At 70.8% G+C, this 14888-nt stretch carries 20 protein-coding genes; 9 read left to right on the top strand and 11 right to left on the bottom strand.

Features of this window, described 5'->3' with window-relative positions; all coding sequences use genetic code 11:
* The first annotated feature begins 46 nt into the window (after positions 1 to 46).
* The 3 genes from AB0A65_RS04525 (at position 47) to AB0A65_RS04535 (ending at position 2396) form a co-directional block, all read left to right on the top strand.
* Positions 47 to 769 (top strand): DUF2993 domain-containing protein, encoded by a 723-nt coding sequence (locus AB0A65_RS04525; protein WP_359946172.1) that lies wholly within the window; start codon positions 47 to 49, stop codon positions 767 to 769.
* 434 nt (positions 770 to 1203) lie between these two features.
* Positions 1204 to 2055, top strand: coding sequence for a sulfurtransferase (locus tag AB0A65_RS04530; RefSeq protein ID WP_359946175.1), 852 nt, complete (start codon positions 1204 to 1206; stop codon positions 2053 to 2055).
* Between the two features lie 29 nt (positions 2056 to 2084).
* Positions 2085 to 2396 carry a DUF1416 domain-containing protein gene (locus AB0A65_RS04535; RefSeq protein ID WP_106362999.1) on the top strand — a complete coding sequence of 104 codons (312 nt, stop codon included), beginning with the start codon at positions 2085 to 2087 and terminating at the stop codon, positions 2394 to 2396.
* Between the two features lie 81 nt (positions 2397 to 2477).
* Here AB0A65_RS04535 and AB0A65_RS04540 read toward each other — a convergent pair whose 3' ends face one another.
* A complete protein-coding gene (locus AB0A65_RS04540; protein WP_359946178.1) occupies positions 2478 to 3002 on the bottom strand; it encodes a hypothetical protein in 525 nt (174 codons plus the stop codon).
* A gap of 120 nt (positions 3003 to 3122) precedes the next feature.
* Here AB0A65_RS04540 and AB0A65_RS04545 point away from each other — a divergent pair, with 120 nt between their 5' ends.
* Positions 3123 to 3875, top strand: a complete 753-nt coding sequence (locus tag AB0A65_RS04545; protein ID WP_359946181.1) for an AfsR/SARP family transcriptional regulator — start codon at positions 3123 to 3125, stop codon at positions 3873 to 3875.
* A gap of 58 nt (positions 3876 to 3933) precedes the next feature.
* On the opposite strand, the gene AB0A65_RS04550 is transcribed toward AB0A65_RS04545, so the two are convergent.
* The 3 genes from AB0A65_RS04550 to AB0A65_RS04560 all read right to left on the bottom strand — a co-directional run bounded on the left by AB0A65_RS04550 (position 3934) and on the right by AB0A65_RS04560 (position 6389).
* Positions 3934 to 4854: a phosphotransferase gene (locus tag AB0A65_RS04550; RefSeq protein ID WP_359946184.1), complete on the bottom strand. Its 921-nt coding sequence runs from the start codon at positions 4852 to 4854 to the stop codon at positions 3934 to 3936.
* Between the two features lie 125 nt (positions 4855 to 4979).
* A complete protein-coding gene (locus tag AB0A65_RS04555; protein ID WP_359947168.1) occupies positions 4980 to 5429 on the bottom strand; it encodes a carboxymuconolactone decarboxylase family protein in 450 nt (149 codons plus the stop codon).
* A 78-nt stretch (positions 5430 to 5507) separates the two neighbouring features.
* Positions 5508 to 6389, bottom strand: a complete 882-nt coding sequence (locus tag AB0A65_RS04560; RefSeq protein WP_359946187.1) for a sigma-70 family RNA polymerase sigma factor — start codon at positions 6387 to 6389, stop codon at positions 5508 to 5510.
* A 91-nt stretch (positions 6390 to 6480) separates the two neighbouring features.
* On the opposite strand from AB0A65_RS04560, the gene AB0A65_RS04565 reads away from it, so the two are divergent.
* Positions 6481 to 7128 carry a hypothetical protein gene (locus tag AB0A65_RS04565; protein WP_359946190.1) on the top strand — a complete coding sequence of 216 codons (648 nt, stop codon included), beginning with the start codon at positions 6481 to 6483 and terminating at the stop codon, positions 7126 to 7128.
* A gap of 4 nt (positions 7129 to 7132) precedes the next feature.
* Here the strand turns inward: AB0A65_RS04565 and AB0A65_RS04570 are convergent, their stop codons facing one another.
* The gene (locus tag AB0A65_RS04570; RefSeq protein WP_359947171.1) at positions 7133 to 8218 is read right to left on the bottom strand and encodes an NADH-quinone oxidoreductase subunit D; all 1086 of its coding nucleotides are present in this window, start codon (positions 8216 to 8218) and stop codon (positions 7133 to 7135) included.
* 154 nt (positions 8219 to 8372) lie between these two features.
* On the opposite strand from AB0A65_RS04570, the gene AB0A65_RS04575 reads away from it, so the two are divergent.
* The gene (locus AB0A65_RS04575) at positions 8373 to 8816 is read left to right on the top strand and encodes a DUF1707 domain-containing protein (protein WP_359946193.1); all 444 of its coding nucleotides are present in this window, start codon (positions 8373 to 8375) and stop codon (positions 8814 to 8816) included.
* A gap of 69 nt (positions 8817 to 8885) precedes the next feature.
* Here AB0A65_RS04575 and AB0A65_RS04580 read toward each other — a convergent pair whose 3' ends face one another.
* From AB0A65_RS04580 to AB0A65_RS04605, 6 genes are all read right to left on the bottom strand, one after another.
* Positions 8886 to 9308, bottom strand: coding sequence for a hypothetical protein (locus AB0A65_RS04580; RefSeq protein ID WP_359946196.1), 423 nt, complete (start codon positions 9306 to 9308; stop codon positions 8886 to 8888).
* 14 nt (positions 9309 to 9322) lie between these two features.
* The gene (locus AB0A65_RS04585; RefSeq protein WP_359946199.1) at positions 9323 to 9829 is read right to left on the bottom strand and encodes a hypothetical protein; all 507 of its coding nucleotides are present in this window, start codon (positions 9827 to 9829) and stop codon (positions 9323 to 9325) included.
* Positions 9822 to 10316, bottom strand: a complete 495-nt coding sequence (locus AB0A65_RS04590) for a hypothetical protein (protein WP_359946202.1) — start codon at positions 10314 to 10316, stop codon at positions 9822 to 9824. Before AB0A65_RS04590 ends, AB0A65_RS04585 begins: the two co-directional genes overlap by 8 nt.
* A 152-nt stretch (positions 10317 to 10468) precedes the next feature.
* The gene (locus AB0A65_RS04595; protein WP_359946205.1) at positions 10469 to 10795 is read right to left on the bottom strand and encodes a hypothetical protein; all 327 of its coding nucleotides are present in this window, start codon (positions 10793 to 10795) and stop codon (positions 10469 to 10471) included.
* A gap of 1 nt (position 10796) precedes the next feature.
* Positions 10797 to 11198 carry a YbaB/EbfC family nucleoid-associated protein gene (locus AB0A65_RS04600; protein WP_359946208.1) on the bottom strand — a complete coding sequence of 134 codons (402 nt, stop codon included), beginning with the start codon at positions 11196 to 11198 and terminating at the stop codon, positions 10797 to 10799.
* Positions 11199 to 11362: 164 nt separating this feature from the next.
* Positions 11363 to 12334 carry a glycosyl hydrolase gene (locus AB0A65_RS04605; protein WP_359946211.1) on the bottom strand — a complete coding sequence of 324 codons (972 nt, stop codon included), beginning with the start codon at positions 12332 to 12334 and terminating at the stop codon, positions 11363 to 11365.
* Between the two features lie 274 nt (positions 12335 to 12608).
* Here AB0A65_RS04605 and AB0A65_RS04610 point away from each other — a divergent pair, with 274 nt between their 5' ends.
* From AB0A65_RS04610 to AB0A65_RS04620, 3 genes are read left to right on the top strand one after another with little or no spacing between them, the layout of a single operon-like run.
* Positions 12609 to 13352: a 5-oxoprolinase subunit PxpA gene (locus AB0A65_RS04610; protein ID WP_359946214.1), complete on the top strand. Its 744-nt coding sequence runs from the start codon at positions 12609 to 12611 to the stop codon at positions 13350 to 13352.
* Positions 13349 to 13996, top strand: a complete 648-nt coding sequence (locus AB0A65_RS04615; protein WP_359946217.1) for an allophanate hydrolase subunit 1 — start codon at positions 13349 to 13351, stop codon at positions 13994 to 13996. Before AB0A65_RS04610 ends, AB0A65_RS04615 begins: the two co-directional genes overlap by 4 nt.
* Entirely contained in the window at positions 13993 to 14883 is an 891-nt protein-coding gene (locus AB0A65_RS04620; RefSeq protein ID WP_359946220.1) for a biotin-dependent carboxyltransferase family protein, read from the top strand. Before AB0A65_RS04615 ends, AB0A65_RS04620 begins: the two co-directional genes overlap by 4 nt.
* Positions 14884 to 14888 lie beyond the last annotated feature (5 nt).

Genomic DNA, 14888 nt, shown 5'->3' on the forward strand with positions numbered 1-14888 from the left:
ACACCCCTCGCGCCGCACGCACCCCGAGACTCCCTGGAGCCACCTGGTGAAGATCCTCCGCCGCCTCCTCATCACCCTCGTCATCGTCGCCGCGCTCGTCGCCCTCGGCGACCGGGTCGCGAACGCGGTCGCCGAGCGGCGCATCGCGACCGAGGTCGCGGCCACCGCCGCCGACCACGGCGCCTACTCCGAGCAGCGCCCCGACGTGACCATCCACGGCTGGCCCTTCGCCACCCAGGCGTGGACCGGCGACTTCGAGCGCATCGACATCACCCTCAAGGACGTCGGCGCGAACGGCCTGGTCTTCCCCGAGCTCGCCATGACCGCCCGGAACGTCGAGGCCGACTGGCGCGAGCTCAGCGACGGCGGCGACGCGGTCGCCGGGACCCTCGACGTCGAGGGCACCATCTCCGTCGACTCGATCGAGGCGCTCCTGGCCGAGCAGACCGGCTGGGACCTGGAGATCGACCGCGACGGCAACGCGACCCTCACCACCACCGAGGAGCTCGGCGGCATCAGCGTCGACCTCCAGGCGACCGGGAGCATCGAGGTCGGCGACGGCGCCGTCAGCTTCACTCCCGACGCCGTGGAGTCGCTCACGCAGGGCCTCCCGGAGGCCGTGCAGCCCCTCGTCGACGAGTTCGCGTCCCAGCTCACCTCCACCGTGCAGCTCCCCGAGCTGCCGTACGGGATCACGCTCGCGGAGATCGCGTTCGAGGGGGACGCCGTCGCCATCTCGGCGACCGCCGAGGACGTCGTCCTCACCTGACGGGTGACCGCCCCCTCGCGTTCGGTTCCATTCGGGGTCCGCATCGCGAGAACGACGGTGGATTCGGCCCGGGAAGTCTGCTAGCGTTCTGCCCATGCGCAAGCCGATGCTCACGAAGCGGCGCGCGATCGACTACTGCACGATCGCGGCCACGCTCTGTCGAATGCCTTAGGCGACTCGCCCGGCCCCGGAGGCCGATTGCAGTCGCCGCATTGCGGCCCAGCGTGCGTGAAATCCAAGAGCAAGGCTTGCATCCCCAGGTTCCCTGAACGCGTCTCCGTGCGCGACCGGAACCGGTCCCGATCCCAGGATGAACGATCCCCTGGATCACCCTGCTCGCCGTCGCCGACGGCTCCTCTGCACCGCCCGCCGGGCCCTCGCGAACTCGGAACAGCCGGATACCGAAACCTTTCTACGTTCAGGAGAGAACAGCCATGGCCCGTGAAGACGTGCTGGTGACCGCCGATTGGGCGGAAGAGAACCTCGACACCCCCGGAGTGGTGTTCGTCGAAGTCGACGAGGACACCTCCGCCTACGACAGCGGCCACATCAAGGGCGCCGTCAAGATCGACTGGAAGGACGACCTCCAGGACGCCGTCCGCCGCGACTTCGTCAACCAGGAGCAGTTCTCGCAGCTCCTCTCCGAGCGCGGGATCGCCAACGACGACACCGTCGTCCTCTACGGCGGCAACAACAACTGGTTCGCGGCCTACGCGTACTGGTACTTCAAGCTGTACGGCCACGAGTCCGTGAAGCTCCTCGACGGCGGCCGCAAGAAGTGGGAGCTCGACGCCCGCGACGTCGTCACCGAGATCCCCAAGCGCGAGGCCACCGAGTACGTCGCCAAGCCGCTCGACTGGGACCTGCGAGCCAAGCGCGACGAGGTCGAGGCCGCCATCGGCGTCAAGAACCTCATCGACGTCCGCTCCCCCGACGAGTACGCCGGCCGCCTCCTGGCCCCGGCCCACCTCCCGCAGGAGCAGTCCCAGCGCGCCGGCCACATCCCGACCGCGCTGAGCGTCCCGTGGTCCAAGGCCGCGAACGAGGACGGCACCTTCAAGTCCGAGGCGGAGCTCCGCGAGCTCTACGTCGGCGAGGCCGGACTGGACGAGTCGAAGTCGACGATCGCGTACTGCCGCATCGGCGAGCGCTCCAGCCACACCTGGTTCGCGCTCCGCGAGCTCCTCGGCTACACCGACGTCAAGAACTACGACGGCTCCTGGACCGAGTACGGCTCCCTCGTGGGCGTCCCGATCGCGCTGGGCGACGAGCCCGGCACCAAGTAGCACCGGCGACGGTACGGAAAGGAACCTCCATGTCTGACAGCTGCGCTGCACCGGACCAGGACCTGGCCCTGCCGGCGTCCGTGGACCTCGAAAAGGAGACCGTGCTCAGCGGCACGGTCGTGAACGACGAGGGCGAACTGGTCCAGGGCGCCTACGTGCGCCTCCTCGACGGCACCGGCGAGTTCACCGCCGAGGTCGTCACCGGCGAGGGCGGCCAGTTCCGCTTCTTCGCCGCCCCCGGCAAGTGGACGCTCCGGGCGCTCTCGCGCTACGGCGACGCCACCGGCGAGATCGAGGCCGCCCGCGGCGTCAACGAGACGAAGCTCGCCGTCAGCCGCTAGGACCGACCGGGGCGATTCAGCTCGTATCCCAGTCAGGAAGGGCCCGGACACGAACGTGTCCGGGCCCTTTTCGTATGCAGGTCAGCTGATCTGGTACGAGCTGGCGCGGTCGCTCCAGCCGCCGGAGATGCTGTCGAGGTTCGCGAGGTTGTCGATCCACGTGGAGGAGGTGCCGGTGGCGCTGGCGTTGTCGAAGAGCTTCACGTCGCACGAGTGGTACGTGTGGACGGAGCTGGCCTTGTTGGTGAAGCTCCCCATGTTGGTGATGGTGAACTCGACCGGCGTGTACGCGGCCGAGCAGGTGTAGGCGCCCGGCACGCTGAGCGTGTGGGTGGCGCCGCCGTAGTTGACCGAGTCGTACATCCGCACCAGGACGGTGTCCGCCTGGAGGCCCTCGGCGTTCGCGGCGAGCGCCGCCTCCGGCGAGTCGGCGCAGGTGAGTTCTTCGGTGACGAGGTCGTAGACGCAGTGGTCGCCGGTGGTCTCGGCCTGCGCGGCGGTCGGCGCGAACGCCAGCGCGCCCGCGGCGGCCGCGACCGATGCGGCCGCCGCGAGCACGCGCTTGCGGGTGGTGGTGCCGGTGAGTGTCCCGTTGAATTTGCCCATGCCCGAACCGTATGCGGCACAGTGGATACGAACGCAACTTCAGGACGCATACGCGGCGTATATGAGAGGCGACGTCCGTCGCAGGCGCTTGCGGGCGCGCTCTTCGGCGAAGGGGTCCTCATGGAGTTCCGGATGCTCGGTCCGCTCGAAGTGGTGGTCGACGGGGTCGCGGTCCATCTGGGCGGGGGACGTCAGCAGACCGTGCTGGCGGCGCTGCTCGCGAACACGGGGCGGCCGCTCCAGCGGCGGCGTTTGGGGAGCATGGTGTGGAGCGATCCGCCGCCGTCGGCGGGGTCGAACCTCCGTACTTATCTGCGGCGCTTGCGGTCTGCGCTGGTCGATCCGCGTTCGGAGGAGTCGCGGCTGGTCGCGGACCGGCGCCAGGTGGTGCTCCGGACCGAGCCGGGCGAGCTGGACCTGGAGGTCTTCGACGACTGGTGCCGCCGGGCGGCGCGTGCGGGCGAGGCGGGCGACAGGGCGGGTGCGGTCGGGCTGTACCAGCGGGCGCTGCGTCTGTGGCGCGGGAGTCCGTTGGAGGGCATCGACATCGACAGTCCGCTGTACGCGACCGCGGTCGAGCTCGCGGAGCGCCGCCTCGCCGTGGAGTCGCGTCGCTGGGCGATGCTGGTGGAGATCGGCGACTACGGTGCGGCGGTCGCGGAGCTGCGCGCGGGTGTTCTCGCGAACCCGTTCAACGAGCGCCTGGTGGAGCTCCTGATGCTGGCCCTCCACAAGGACCACCGCCGCTGGGAGGCCCTCCAAGTCTACGCCGAGGCCCGCGACCGCATGGCGGCCACGCTCGGCCTCGCCCCTGGTGCCGAGCTTCAGCGGACGCACCGCCGCATCCTCGAAGACGACGAGCCCGGCCGGTAGTTCCCGCTCGGGGCGGCGACGGCCCGGTGCGGACCGGAACCGGGGTGCCATCGGGCCGTCAGGCGTCGGCGCGGCGGAGGCGCTCCTCGGCCTGCGCTCGGAGTGCGTTGCCGCAGAGCGGGTCCTGCTGGTGCAGGGCCTCCCATCGGGCATTGTGCGCCGCGGGCCAGATGCTGGCGGCCCAGGCGATCTCGTGCTCCGCGGTGGTGAACGAGCGGCCCCGGGCCTCCTGGTAGGCGTCGAGGAACGCCGCGGAACTCTCGACCGGCGCGAGGGTCGGCGGTCCGGTGTTGGCGAAGGTCCCGCTCGCCGCACCGACCAATGCCGCCTCGGGCTGCCAGGCCAGACTGTCCCAGTCGTGCACCACCCGTAGCTCTCTGCCGTGCCAGCGCAGGTTCTGGGCCTCGTAGTCGGCGTGGCCGAGTACGTTCGGCAGACCGGCAGCCAGCAGCCGGGCGCGGGCCCGCCGGGCCGCATCCATGACCTCTGCGAGAACCGGGCCCTGGTCGCGGTCGTCGAGGAACCCGATCGGCGGCCACAGCCCCGGACCGGCGTGGTCCCACCGCACCCAGCGCGGGTTCGGCAGCGGCGGCGCGACCCGCACCTGGGCCAGCCCGCTCATCAAGCGGGCGAATACGACCGCGTAGTCCGCGGCCACCTCGGGGGTGTCCCCGTGCAGCATCTCGCCTCCGGGGAGGCACGCCTCGGCGTGGACGGCGAGCCCCTCGACACGGACGACCGGCGTGAGGGGCCGAGGGCAGGGGAACCCGCGCTCGGCCAACCGCGCTTGCGCCGCAACGCAGGAGGCGGCGCGGCCTTCGTCGGCGCGGGTCTTGACCACGACCTCCCGGCCGTCGGCCAGCCGCAGGCCCGCCACGGTCGAGATCCGCCGCATCCCGAACAGCACCGAGACCGGCTCGCTCCCAAGGTGTTCCCGGCACCAGTCCGGCAGCCAGACCGGCAGTTCCTCCAGCGACATCACCTCCAATGTTCCAGACGGGCCGGGCCGCGGCCCGGCCCCGCCGATTTCGGCCCCGCGGGTCCGCCCCGCCGAGCTCTGCCCGGCCGGGTCCGGCCGGACCCGGGGACCCGGCCCCGCTTCCCCTACTGCTGCTTCTGGAGGTCCTTGTAGCGGGCGGTCTTCGTCTCCGGGTCGTAGAACCCGGCCGGGGTGCGGAGGATGACGTTGACGCGGTTCCAGGCGTTGATCTGGGCGCACATCGCGACGAGGGCGGCGATCTGCTCGTCGTCGTAGTGCTTGCGGACCGCCTCCCAGGTCTCGTCGCTCACGCCGTGCGGGTTGTCGGCGATGCGCGCCGAATCCTCGGCGAGGGCCAGCGCGGCCCGTTCGGCGTCGGTGAACACGGGGGCTTCGCGCCAGACGGCGACGAGGTTGAAGTCCTCGGGCTTCTCCCCGGCGTGGACGGCGTCCTTGAAGTGCATGTCGGTGCAGTACCCGCAGCCGTTGATCTGGCTGGCGCGCAGCTTCATGAGCTCCATGGTGCGGAACGGGACGGTGGTGGCGGTGTGGAAGAGCATCTCGTTGGCGAGCATGTTCTTGTAGTAGGACTTGGCGAACTGGGTGTCGGTGAAGGCGAGTCGGGCTTCCATGGTGGTTCCTTTCTGCGCGGCCTATCGGGGCCGGTGGACTTCGTGGATTCCGGTGAGCTTGTCGGGGTTGCGGACCATGTCGACGGCGACGATGCGGCCGTCGGCGATGCCGAGGAGGGTGATGCCGCCGATCTCGCCGCCGATGACGGAGATGAGGGCGGGGGCGCCGTTGACGCTGGTGACCTGGTGGTGGAAGTCCTCGTAGCGGATGGTGACGCCGGTGAGGAAGCGGGCGACCTTCTCGGCGCCGTGGACGGGTTTGCGGGCGGCGCGGACGACACCGCCGCCGTCGGAGGTGAGGACGGCGTCGGGGTCGAGGAGGGCGGTGAGGCCGTCGATGTCGCCGGAGGTGACGGCGCGGGAGAACGCCTCGACGACGTGGCGGTGCTCGTCGGGGTCGACGTCGAAGCGGGGTTTGCGGGCCTCGACGTGGTCGCGGGCGCGGCTGGCGAGTTTGCGGCAGGCGGCGGCGCTGCGGCCGAGGGCGTCGGCGACCTCCTCGAAGGTGAGGCCGAAGACGTCGTGGAGGACGAAGGCGGCGCGTTCGGCGGGGCTGAGGGTTTCGAGGACGACGAGCATGGCCCAGGACAGGGAGTCGGCGAGGCTGACGCTGTCGGCGGGGTCGGGGGCGGTCTCGACGGGTTCGGGGAGCCAGGGCCCCACATAGGCTTCGCGGCGGACGCGTGCGGAGCGCAGGACGTCGAGGGCGAGGCGGGAGGTGGTGGTGACGAGCCAGCCGGTGAGGTCGTCGATGGCGTCGGTGTCGGTGCGCTGCAATCGCATCCAGGCGTCCTGGACGACGTCCTCGGCTTCGCTGACGGAGCCGAGGAGTCCGTACGCGACGCCGACGAGGCGCGGGCGCAGCTCTTCGAAGAGCGCGGTGACGGATTCCGGTCGGTTCATGCGGGGAGGACGAGGCATGGTTCAAGAGTGTGACACCGGATCGCTGATTGTGACGGTTGTCTCGCCGATCGGGTAGGGCAGACTGTGTCCCGTGTTCTCGAACGTCTCGGCGCGCTGGCGCCGCCGCCTGCGCGCCGCGGTCGTGGTGTGGGCGCTGCTGCTGCTCGCGGCCGCGTTCGCGGGGACGCGCGCGACGGTCCGCGAGCAGGTGGACGCCGCTGAAGCGCGCGCGGTCATGGACGCGGCCCTCGGTGAGGCGGCCGCGGCGGTGACGGGCGCGGCGGTCCTCGCGGCGGGCCCGTTGGGGGTGGAGGAGTGCGACGTGACGCCGGTGCGGCCGGGCCTGTCGCTGTCGCGGACGCTCCAGGTGTCGGGGGCGACGGTCGACCAGGTCGAGGCGCTCGCGGACCGGTTCGGCCTGGAGCGGTCCTCGAACTCGAACGCGGCCGTGTGGTCGGGCGAGTCGGCGGGCTACATCAGCCTCCGGGTGACCGCCGAGGTCCCCGATCCCCCGGGCGGCCGCTGGTCGGACCCGGTGACGGTCCAGGCGGTCACGGGCTGCCGCCCGCTCGACAGCACCGGTGTGGCGTCCTTCGCCCCGGACCCGCCCGCGAGCGCGACCCCGGACTGGTCCTACGGCGCGGTCCCCTGCCCGGGCGGCGAGGAGCTGTCGTCGTGGACGGAGGCGGTCGAGGCCGAGCCGCTCCGGGTCCACGAGACCACGGGCGGCTGCACCTGACGCGCTATTTGTCGATGTCGCCGACGACGAAGAACATGGAGCCGAGGATGGCGATCATGTCGGGGATGAGGCAGCCGGTCATGAGGGTGGCGAGGGCCTGCACGTTCGCGTAGGACGCGGTGCGGAGCTTGAGCCGGTAGGGGGTCTTCTCGCCGCGGCTGACGAGGTAGTAGCCGTTGGCGCCCAGGGGGTTCTCAGTCCAGACGTAGGTCTCGCCGGCCGGGGGCTTGAAGATCTTCGGGAGCTTCGTGTTGACGGGGCCGGCGGTGGTGGCGGCGCGGCCGAGGCAGAAGCGGGCGAGTTCGATCGAGGCGGCGACCTGGTCCATGAGGCAGATGAACCGCGCGTAGCAGTCGCCTTCGGTGCGGGTGACGACGGGCAGGTCGAGTTCGCCGTACGCGAGGTAGGGCTCGTCGCGGCGCAGGTCGAAGTCGAGGCCGGAGGCGCGGGCGACGGGCCCGGTGACGCCGAACGCGGCGGCGGTGGCGGCGTCGAGGACGCCCACGCCCTTGGTGCGGGCGGCGAAGATCTCGTTGTGCCGCAGGAGATTGTCGAGGCGGGCCATGCCGGTCTCGACGTCGTCGACGGCGCGGCGGGCGCGGTCCTCCCAGCCGTCGGGCACGTCCTGCTTGAGGCCGCCCACGCAGTTGTACATGTAGTGGACGCGGCCGCCGCTGGCCTCCTCCATGACCGCCTGGATGCGCTCGCGTTCGGTGAACGCGTAGAACATCGGGGTGATCGCGCCGATCTCCAGCGGGTAGGAGCCGAGGAACATGAGGTGGTTGAGGATGCGGTTCATCTCGGCGAGCGCCATGCGCAGCCACACGGCGCGCTCGGGCACCTCGATCCCGGCGAGGCGTTCGGCGGCGAGGGCGACGCCGAGTTCGGAGGAGAACGCGGACAGCCAGTCGTGCCGGTTGGCGAGCAGCATGATCTGCCGGAAGTCGCGCACCTCGTAGAGCTTCTCGGCGCCGCGGTGCATGTACCCGACGATCGGCTCGCATTCGGTGACGCGCTCGCCGTCCACCCGCAGCTTGAGCCGGAGCACCCCGTGCGTGGAGGGGTGCTGCGGGCCGATGTTGAGCACCATGTCGGTCGTTTCGGTGGCCGCACCGACGCCGACGATCAGCTGTTCGCTCACCTCCTCATCGTTCCAGTTTCCCGCCGGTTCGGGAAGAGTCTGGCACCGTGTTGCCGGGCCCTGGCATCCTAGACGGAGCATCCGACATTGGAGGTGTGGCCGAATGGACCGCGATCAGATGCGCGCCTCGGAGAGCGACCGCCAGGTCGTCATGGAGCGCCTGCGTCAGGCGGTGGAAGAGGGCCGCCTGGACGTACCGGAGTACCAGGACCGGGTGGACGCGGCGATGCGCGCCCGCGTCTACTCCGAGCTGGACGTGCTCATCTCCGACCTCCGCCAGCTCCCCCCGCCCGGCTTCGCGGAGGCGTCGATGGAGCCGACCCGCGAGATGCGCCCCGACTCCCTGTCGAAGGCGAACCAGCAGCTGCGCGACGGCGCCGACGAGCGCTCCAGCAAGTGGAAGATCGCGGGCGTGGCCGTCGCCATCGCCGCCGTCGCCTGCCTCGTCATCTTCATCCTCTCCCCCCAGCTGTTCCTCTACATCGCGATCGGCGTCCTGGTCGTCCTGGTCCTCTTCGTCGTAGCGGCCTTCTCCGGCATGTTCTGACCCTGACCCGTAAGGCGCGCAAGCGAAAGGGGCGGCCGGTGAACCGGCCGCCCCTCGTCTCGCCGCCTGCTAGAGCGGTTCGATGTCGCAGTTGTTGAGGGCGCCCTGGCGCAGGACGTCGAGGGCCCGTTGGGAGACGACGAGGCTGCCGTTGGCGGAGGCCCCGAAGTCGTCGCTCCCGGCGGTGCCGGTGAGCTGGAGCCACTGCCACTTGGGCAGGTCGACGGGGCCGCCCGCGAGCTCCTCGGCGTCCTCGCCGAGGACGACCTCGGCGCTGGCGAGGCGGTACCCGGACAGGCCCGCCGCGCCGATGAGACCGGCCAGGTGCTCCGTGACGACGAAGCAGGGGGTCGACTCCAGGATCTCGTCGCCGAGCCAGTCCTGGATCACGTACTGGAGCCTGGTCACGACGGGCGGGTGCACGTCGGTGTCCATGACCGTGTCCTCGCCGAGTTCCCCGGCGACCTCGGGCTCCAGATGGAAGTAGCTCATTGGCGCATCCTAACTTAGGGAACGGACGGATTGAAGTTCGTGCCGAGCTTGAGGTCGACCTTCGTCGCGTGGTCGAGGATCTGCTGGCGGGTGGCGTTCGGGTAGTCCTTGTAGAACTGGTTCCATTCCTTGCGGATCTGGCTGAGGTGGACGCGGCTGTTCACCTGGCCCTTGGGAATGCCGCGGAGGTTTTCGAGCGAGTGCAGCTCTGCGGCGGAGAAGCGGCCCTTGTACCTGCGCATGACCTGCTGCTCGACGGCGTGGTGGACGACCACTTTGCCTTTGAGCTTCGGGTGCTTCTTGAAGAACGTGCCCTTGTAGTCGTTGCTGAGCGAGCGGCCGACCTTCGCGCGCCATTTGGAGCGGGTCGACTTCTGCGCGGTGCTCTTGACCGTTTTCTTGACCCAGCTGCCGCCGCCTTTCCCAGTGCGGAAGAAATGCGTGTTGCTGATGAGTCCGGAGATGATCTTCGCGCCTTTGGCGGTGGTCTTCCGCGCGGCGCGGGTGCGGGCCCTAACCATTGAGCACCGACTCGATGGCCATGTCCAGCAGCATGTCGATGAGCTTGGAGGTGATCATCTTGAAGATGGGGATCTCCAGCAGGGACGCCCCGAACGTCACCACGGCGGTGGCGATGGCCTGCGCGATCTGGATCGCGAGCGTCACGAGCTGGACGATCATCTGCATCTTCAGGGCGAGCACGACGCCGGCGGCGATCATGAGCCCGATGCTGATGATGTTGGACGGCTCGCCGATGTCCGCGATGTTGCGGACCGCCGATTCGCCGTCCTCCCATTCGGACTTGAACGCGGCGATGTCCTCGCTGATGTTGTTGTCGATGACGGTCTTCGCGGCGGCTTCGAGCTTGTCGATGGCGCCGCCTATCTGGTCGGCCAGGCCGGTCCAGGTGTCGCCGAGGTTGAAGAGCTTCTCCTCGTCTGGCTCGGGCCAGTCGTAGCCGAGCATGCTGAGGAGGCTTCTCAGCTCGGAGGGCAGTTGCAAACCCACAGAGGGCTCCTTAGAGAGGGGACACTGCGCAGTGCCCGTGGTACGGAGCGTTATGAAGGAGTTGATGCGGGCCGGTGCCGGCGGCCGTTGGGGAAGAGGGAGAGTGGAGGGTGGAAGAAGTCAGGGGTCGGGGATCGGGCGGGGCCCTGGGGTCAGTCCCTGCCCAGTGCCGCGAGCAGCTCCTTGAAGAGCCGTTCGACCTCGGCGTCGTTGTCCTCGTGGGTGTCGGCCATCTCGCGGAGGTTCTTGGCGTAGTCGCCCAGGTCCTCGATGTTGGTCGAGATGCACTCGGTGATGGCCTCCATGCAGACCTGGTGGGCCAGGTCGAGCAGGCTGCCGATCATGTCCCCGCCGAACGAGTCCGCCAGTCCCTCTACTGAGGACTTGAACTGGTCGAAGAGTCCCTGCACGGTCTCGGTCGCGGCGTCGAGCTGCTGCGCGCCTTCGCGGATCGATTCGAGGTCGAGCTTGACGACCATGTCAGCTCCCCCCCTGGAGTTTCTGCATGACGGCGCTGATCTGCGCGGTCATGTCGCGCATCTGGCGCACGCCCTGCTCCTGGATCTGGGCGACGGCCTCGCCGATCGCCTCCAGGTCCGGGGTCGGGACGTCTGCCGTGAGCGCCTCCGTGCGGGCGTCGAGTGCGGCGTTGACGACCTTGGCGATCTCCGCTTCGAGGAACTCGGTGCCCTCCTTGAGGACCCGTTCCTCCAGGAAGCGGAATCTCTCGACGCGGCCGTTCGCGCCTAGTGTCACTTGGATGCGCCCGTCCGCCGCCTCGGCGGTGACGGGCTGGACCGGTTGGCCCTGCTGCTGTCTGACTTCGTCGAGCGCCGAGCGGGCTTCCGCCAGCTGCTGGGCGATCGCGTCCTCACCGAACATGCCGCCTCCGGGGGTCTCAGTGGACTCGGTGTGGGATTCAGCATAGACCGGGCCCGCCACAAACGGGTCCCCTGAAAGTGCCGCCTCACCAGGGGATTCGACAAGCTTGTTTACAGAGTGTCAGGAGTTCGCTTCGCCCGCTTTGGGACCGGTTCCGGCGCGCTTCAGGCGGTGCCGCCCCGGAGCGCGGCGGTCCTCGCGGGGTCGGGGAGGTAGTCGAAGTGGTCGTCGCGGACGCAGCGCAGCCACCCGTCGCGCACGTGGAGCCGCGCGACCTGGACGGCGGAGCGGCGCCCGCCGCCGGGGTGCGTGAAGTAGTAGAGGAACGCCTCGTCGGGGCCCTGCGTCAGCGCCATCGCGTGGTGCCCGAGCGCCTCGTCGAACGCGCGGCGCCCCGGCCCGGCGAGGAGCGGCACGGGCTGGCGGTGCCAGTGCTCCAGGTCGGTGGAGCGGTGGACGAGCAGGCCCGACCAGCCGTCGGTGACCATCCAGTAGACGCCGCCGAGCGCGAACACCGTCGGCCCCTCCTGGCCCTGGCCCGTGACGGCGGGGCCCGCTGGGGCCCAGGTGAAGAGGTCGTCGGAGTCGGCGGTGTAGACGTGGCTCTCGCGCCGCTCGTCCTTGAACCACATGCGCCACCGGCCGTCGGGGAGCCGGTGGACCGTCGCGTCGATGACGCGCTCGGAGTCGAGGTCGAGCGTGGACTCGTACGCCCAGGTGTCGAGGTCGCCGGAGGTGTAGTGGCGGATCTCGGCGGGCCCGGACCAGTCCTCGCGGATGCCTTCGAGGTAGGTGACGTACATGTGCCAGCGCCCGTCGTGGCGCAGGACCTCGGGGGCCCACCAGGTGTCGTGGTTGTCGCAGTCGGGCCCGGCGGCGGTGCCCGCGTAGGTCCACTGGCGACCGTCGGGGCTGGTGGCGTGTCCGATGTCGGTGCCGTGGACCCAGGCGACGCCGCTGTCGTTGCCGATCGCGTCGGACTGGTTGGCGCGGCGCTGGGTGTAGAAGAGGTGCCAGAGCCCGCCGTCGGGGTCGTGGACGACGGTGGGGTCGGTGGGCCCGTCGTAGACCGGGTCGGTGAACAGGGGCGCGGGGGCGCGGAGGTCGTGGGGGTTCGAGGCAGGACCGGTCGTCATGGTTCCTCCGGGGGTGTCGGCGGCCGCTCGGCCGGACCTGGCTGACTGCTAGAAACATAGCGAAAGAAAGCGTTTGCCGCAACCTGCATTCGACGGGGTTCCGCAATGGCCTCATTGAGGGCTTAGGGCCGTAGTCCATCCCTAGCCCCCACCCACCCAGAGGGGAACGCCAGTCTGCGGCCGATCATTGCCGAGGGGTCCGACAGAAATCGGCCCCGGAACCACCTGTGTGCGCAAAATGCGCCCGAAAGAGTGATCCGGTACCGTTGATCGCATGGACCTCAACGCGGACCTGGGGGAAGGTTTCGGCCGCTGGGAGCTCACCGACGACGACGCACTGCTGCGGATCGTCACGAGCGCGAATGTCGCATGCGGTTTCCACGCCGGGGACCCGGCCACGCTCCGGCGGGTGTGCGAGCTGGCCGCCGCGGCCGGGGTGCGGATCGGGGCGCAGGTGTCCTACCGCGACCTCGCCGGGTTCGGCCGCCGCGAGATGGACGTCCCGCCGGACGAACTCGCCGCCGAGGTCGCCTACCAGATCGGGGCGCTGCGGGTCTTCGCCGAGGCCGCCGGCTCGCACGTCGCCTACGTCAAACCCCATGGGGCCCTGTACCACCGGGCCGGGCGCGACCCGGTCCAGGCCGCGGCCGTCGCCGAGGGCGCGCGCCTCGCGGGGGTGGGCCTGGTGCTGACGCAGCGGGGGAGCGAACTCGACCGCGCCGCAGCGGGGGCGGGGCTGCGGGTCGCGGGCGAGGCGTTCGCCGACCGCGGCTACCTGCGGGACGGCCGCCTGGTCCCGCGCGGTCGACCCGGGGCGCTCCTCGCGCCCGACGCCGCCGTCGCGCAGGCGATCGACCTCGCCGCGAACGGCGAGGTCACCGCCGCCGACGGCACCCGCACTACCGTTGCCGCCGAATCGATCTGCGTGCACGGCGACGGTCCCGACGCGGTCGCTGTCGCCGCCGCGATCAGGGCCGCACTGGACGAACGAGGCATCGACGTGGAGGCATTCTCGTGAGCACACCGCCCGCCGCCCACCGGCTCAGGCCCCTCCCGGCCGGACCGAGGGGCATCCTGATCGACTGCGGCACAACGGCCGCCGCCCGCGCCTGCTACCGGTCGCTCCAGAGCCGCCGCATGTCGGGCCTCCTGGAGGCCGAGGACCTCGTCCCGGGGGCGACCACCGTCCTCGTCGACGGCGTCGACGAGCCCGAGCTCCTCGCCGCCGAGCTGCCGGGCTGGCCGCTCGGCGACGAGCCCGAGGCCGCGGGCGAGGCCGTCGAGATCCCCGTCTGCTACGACGGCCCGGACCTCGAAGCCGTTGCGGCCCTGTGGGGCGTGCGCCCCGACGACGTCGCCGACATCCACTCCGGGATCGAGTACGAGGCGGCGTTCTGCGGCTTCTCCCCCGGCTTCGCGTACCTCGAAGGGCTCCCCGAGCGCTACCGCGTGCCGCGCCGCGAGAGCCCGCGCACGCGGGTCCCGGCGGGCTCGCTCGGCATCGCCGGGCCCTACACGGGCGTGTACCCGCGCACCAGCCCCGGCGGCTGGCAGCTCATCGCGACGATGACGAACCCGGGCCGCCTGTGGAACGAGCACCGCGAACCGGCGGCGCTCCTGGTCCCCGGCACGCGCGTGCGATTCGCGGCGGTGCGGGTATGAGCCACATCGAGATCCTGCGCGCGGGCGTGCTCACGACCTGCCAGGACGCGGGCAGGCCCGGCTGGGGCCACCTCGCGGTCCCGCCCTCCGGTGCCGCCGACCGTCCTTCCTGGAGGCTCGCGAACCAGCTGGCGGGCAACCCGACCGGGGCCTGCGCCCTGGAGACGACCCTGAACGGCGCCACGGTGAAGGCCCACCGCGCCGTCACCGTCGTCGTCGGCGGCGCGCCCTGCGCGGTGACCGTGGACGGGCGCCCCGAGGCGTGGGGCCAGCCCGTGAAGCTCCAGGCCGGGTCGGTCCTCGACGCCGGGCCCGCCGAGGTCGGCGTGCGCTCCTACCTCGCGTTCTCCGGTGGCCTGCACCCGAAGTCGAGCCTCGGCTCGCACTCGACGTGCCTGCTCTCCGGGCTCGGCCCGGCCCCGCTGAAGGACGGCGACACGATCCCCCTCGGCCCGGCCCCGGCCCACCCGCCGCTGCCGACCCAGTGGCCCGCACCGTGGGCGGGCATCGGCGACGAGTTCGTCATGAAGCTCCACTTGGGACCGCGGCTGGAGTGGTTCCGCCCGGAGGCGGTCGCGGAGCTGACCCGCGGCGTCTGGACGGTCTCGGAGCACTCCAACCGCATCGGCCTGCGCCTGGAGGGCCCGGTCCTCAAGCGCACCGACGCGTCCCTGGAGCTCCCGAGCGAGGGCATCGCCGCGGGCGCGCTCCAGGTCCCGCCGAACGGCCAGCCGATCCTCTTCGGCGCCGACCACCCCACGACCGGCGGCTACCCGGTCGTCGGCGTCGTCGGCCCCGAAGCCCAGGCCGCGGCCGCCCAGGCCCGTCCGGGCTCGCGCATCCGCTTCGTCCCGATCCCCATGCCCCACTGGAGCAAGCGGGTCTGAACGAC

The sequence above is a fragment of the Glycomyces sp. NPDC047010 genome (assembly GCF_040644205.1).
In the GTDB taxonomy this organism is placed as follows: domain Bacteria; phylum Actinomycetota; class Actinomycetes; order Mycobacteriales; family Micromonosporaceae; genus Glycomyces.

Coding starts and splice junctions, on each gene's coding strand:
- AB0A65_RS04605 (WP_359946211.1), bottom strand. CDS start 12,334: ATGACGACCGGTCCTGCCTCGAACCCCCACGACCTCCGCGCCCCCGCG.
- AB0A65_RS04620 (WP_359946220.1), top strand. CDS start 13,993: ATGAGCCACATCGAGATCCTGCGCGCGGGCGTGCTCACGACCTGCCAG.
- AB0A65_RS04550 (WP_359946184.1), bottom strand. CDS start 4,854: ATGTCGCTGGAGGAACTGCCGGTCTGGCTGCCGGACTGGTGCCGGGAA.
- AB0A65_RS04545 (WP_359946181.1), top strand. CDS start 3,123: ATGGAGTTCCGGATGCTCGGTCCGCTCGAAGTGGTGGTCGACGGGGTC.
- AB0A65_RS04530 (WP_359946175.1), top strand. CDS start 1,204: ATGGCCCGTGAAGACGTGCTGGTGACCGCCGATTGGGCGGAAGAGAAC.
- AB0A65_RS04560 (WP_359946187.1), bottom strand. CDS start 6,389: ATGAACCGACCGGAATCCGTCACCGCGCTCTTCGAAGAGCTGCGCCCG.
- AB0A65_RS04575 (WP_359946193.1), top strand. CDS start 8,373: ATGGACCGCGATCAGATGCGCGCCTCGGAGAGCGACCGCCAGGTCGTC.
- AB0A65_RS04555 (WP_359947168.1), bottom strand. CDS start 5,429: ATGCTCGCCAACGAGATGCTCTTCCACACCGCCACCACCGTCCCGTTC.
- AB0A65_RS04540 (WP_359946178.1), bottom strand. CDS start 3,002: ATGGGCAAATTCAACGGGACACTCACCGGCACCACCACCCGCAAGCGC.
- AB0A65_RS04535 (WP_106362999.1), top strand. CDS start 2,085: ATGTCTGACAGCTGCGCTGCACCGGACCAGGACCTGGCCCTGCCGGCG.
- AB0A65_RS04585 (WP_359946199.1), bottom strand. CDS start 9,829: ATGGTTAGGGCCCGCACCCGCGCCGCGCGGAAGACCACCGCCAAAGGC.
- AB0A65_RS04600 (WP_359946208.1), bottom strand. CDS start 11,198: ATGTTCGGTGAGGACGCGATCGCCCAGCAGCTGGCGGAAGCCCGCTCG.
- AB0A65_RS04580 (WP_359946196.1), bottom strand. CDS start 9,308: ATGAGCTACTTCCATCTGGAGCCCGAGGTCGCCGGGGAACTCGGCGAG.
- AB0A65_RS04570 (WP_359947171.1), bottom strand. CDS start 8,218: ATGGTGCTCAACATCGGCCCGCAGCACCCCTCCACGCACGGGGTGCTC.
- AB0A65_RS04595 (WP_359946205.1), bottom strand. CDS start 10,795: ATGGTCGTCAAGCTCGACCTCGAATCGATCCGCGAAGGCGCGCAGCAG.
- AB0A65_RS04610 (WP_359946214.1), top strand. CDS start 12,609: ATGGACCTCAACGCGGACCTGGGGGAAGGTTTCGGCCGCTGGGAGCTC.